The organism is Aeromonas sp. HMWF015 (assembly GCF_963878965.1).
Taxonomy (GTDB): domain Bacteria; phylum Pseudomonadota; class Gammaproteobacteria; order Enterobacterales; family Aeromonadaceae; genus Aeromonas; species Aeromonas veronii.
Window position 1 is genome coordinate 1 of sequence record NZ_CAWNZT010000352.1, and the last position, 2,262, is coordinate 2,262.

Here is a 2,262-nt window from a genome sequence, read left to right on the forward strand (position 1 = left end):
GGCAAGACCCACTTCGCCACGGCGGCCCACTATGCGGCCCTGCTGGTGAAGGGGCTGATGAAACACCCCCTGCCTGCCGATCAGATCCTCAACGTCAACGTGCCGGACTTGCCCCTCGAGCAGATCAAGGGGATCAAGACCACCCGCCTTGGCAATCGCCACCGGGCGGAGTCGGTGATCTGCACCGAGGATCCCCGTGGCCAGCCCATCTACTGGATCGGCCCCCCCGGTAGCCAGCAGGATGCCGGTGACGGTACCGATTTTGCTGCCATCGAGCAGGGCTATGTCTCGATTACCCCCCTGACCATCGATATGACTGCCTATGACAGTCTCGCCGGTCTGGGGGCCTGGTTAGATCTGCAGGGATGAGGGTGGTGTGATAGTACAGCGCCTGTTAAATCAGCTCATTGCGCAGGATATTCGCGATTTTCGCGTGCTGGCGACCATCGCGAAAGTGCCGCGCCAGCTGTTCGTGGACGAGGCCATGGCGCACAAGGCGTGGGACAACACCGCCCTGCCCATTGGCCACGGCCAGACCATTTCGCAGCCCTATATGGTGGCGCGAATGACCGAGTTGCTGATGCAAAATGATCCGGCCCATGTGCTGGAGATTGGCACTGGCTCGGGCTACCAGACGGCGATCCTCGCCCATCTGGTGGAGCATGTGTATACCGTGGAGCGGATCAAGTCGCTGCAGTTCCAGGCCAGACGCCGACTGCGCCAGCTCGATCTGCACAATGTCTCGGCCAAGCACGGCAACGGCTGGCTGGGGTGGCCCAACAAGGGGCCTTATGACGCCATTCTGGTGACGGCCGCGGCGAGCGAGATCCCGACGGCGCTCACCGATCAGCTGGCCGAAGGGGGCCGACTGGTGTTGCCCGTGGGTGACAGCCAGCAGACCCTGCAGCTGATCGAACGATCCGGATCCCAGCTGACCAGCCGTATTCTGGAGCCGGTACGTTTTGTTCCCCTGATTGACGGAGATGTTGAGTGAAGTTGTTTTCCCGTTTGTACGTACTGGTGATGCAGTGGGCTCGCCACAAACATGCCCCCTGGTATCTCTCCATCACCGCTTTTATTGAGTCGGTGTTCTGGCCGATCCCGGTGGACGTGATGCTGGCGCCGATGGCGCTCGCCAAGCCCCACAAGGCGTGGCACTACGCCACGCTGGCTACCGTCTTCTCTGTGCTGGGTGCCCTGTTTGGCTATGCCCTTGGCTATGCGCTGTGGGATCCGGTCGTACTGCCACTGGTTGAGTCTGTGGGTTATCAGAGCAAGATAGAGATTGCTCGCCACTGGTTTGAGCAGTGGGGGATCTGGGTTATTTTCATTGCCAGCTTCACCCCTATCCCCTACAAGGTGTTTACCGTGACGGCAGGGTTGTTGCAAATGGCTCTGCTGCCCTTCATCATCACCTCCCTCATCGGTCGTGGCATGCGCTTTTTCCTGGTGGCGGGCCTGATGCGCTGGGGTGGCGAGAAGATGGAACGCAAACTGATGCACTATGTTGATGTGCTCGGTTGGCTCTGTATTGGTCTGGCCGTGGTGGCCTATTTCTGGTTTAGTCGTTAAGGATCCATTATGCGTTCGCGTATTTGGCAAGGAAGCAGTGTCGTGGTGTTGTCATGGTTGCTGCTTGCCTGCTCCTCCAGTAAAAATGCAGCTCCGGTAGATGGTGTTGATGAGGGGCAGTTTGTCTCGACCATTCCGGCTCGCCAAAGCGGTGCCCAGGTCAGTGCCCCCATTCAGGGCGGCAGCTATGTGGTGAAGCGGGGCGATACCCTCTACTCCATCGCCTTCAACTCCGGCAATGACGTGCCGTCGCTGGCCAGCCTCAACAATATCAGCCCACCCTATAACATCTATCCGGGGCAGCGATTGCGGCTCGATGGTTCCAGCGCCAGCATGAGCAGCAGCCGCAGTGCCGGTACCTATGAGGTGCGCCGTGGCGATACCCTGAGCAGCATCGGCCGCCAGTTCGGCATGACGCCGCAGGCGCTGGCCCAGAGCAACAACCTGAGCGCCCCCTATGCGCTGCAACCGGGTCAGGTGCTCAATGTCCAGACCGCAGGCGGCGGTTCGACCCAGATGGTGGCTGCGACTCGTCCGGCAACCGTGACGCCGGTGGCCGTGAGCCGTCCGAGCAGCGGTCCGCGTCCGTTGGCCGAGCCGAGTGGATCTGGTCAGACCACGCCATTCATCTCTCAGAAATCCGTTGCTCCGGCAGCACCGAAGGAATACGCTCAGGTCAAAGAACAAAAA

The 2,262-nt window shown here is 60.3% G+C and carries 4 protein-coding genes; all 4 read left to right on the top strand.

Going from position 1 to position 2,262, the window contains the following annotated elements; genetic code table 11:
• Positions 1-369, top strand: a 369-nt coding sequence (locus tag AACS18_RS17685; protein WP_308810801.1) for a 5'/3'-nucleotidase SurE, incomplete at its 5' end; no start/stop codon positions are given.
• Between the two features lie 7 nt (positions 370-376).
• Complete coding sequence (locus tag AACS18_RS17690; RefSeq protein ID WP_033138377.1) at positions 377-994, top strand: protein-L-isoaspartate(D-aspartate) O-methyltransferase; 618 nt, start codon at positions 377-379, stop codon at positions 992-994.
• Positions 991-1,572: a YqaA family protein gene (locus AACS18_RS17695; protein WP_181363316.1), complete on the top strand. Its 582-nt coding sequence runs from the start codon at positions 991-993 to the stop codon at positions 1,570-1,572. Before AACS18_RS17690 ends, AACS18_RS17695 begins: the two co-directional genes overlap by 4 nt.
• Positions 1,573-1,581: 9 nt before the next feature.
• On the top strand, positions 1,582-2,262 hold a 681-nt coding region (locus AACS18_RS17700), incomplete at its 3' end, for a M23 family metallopeptidase (protein WP_146184790.1).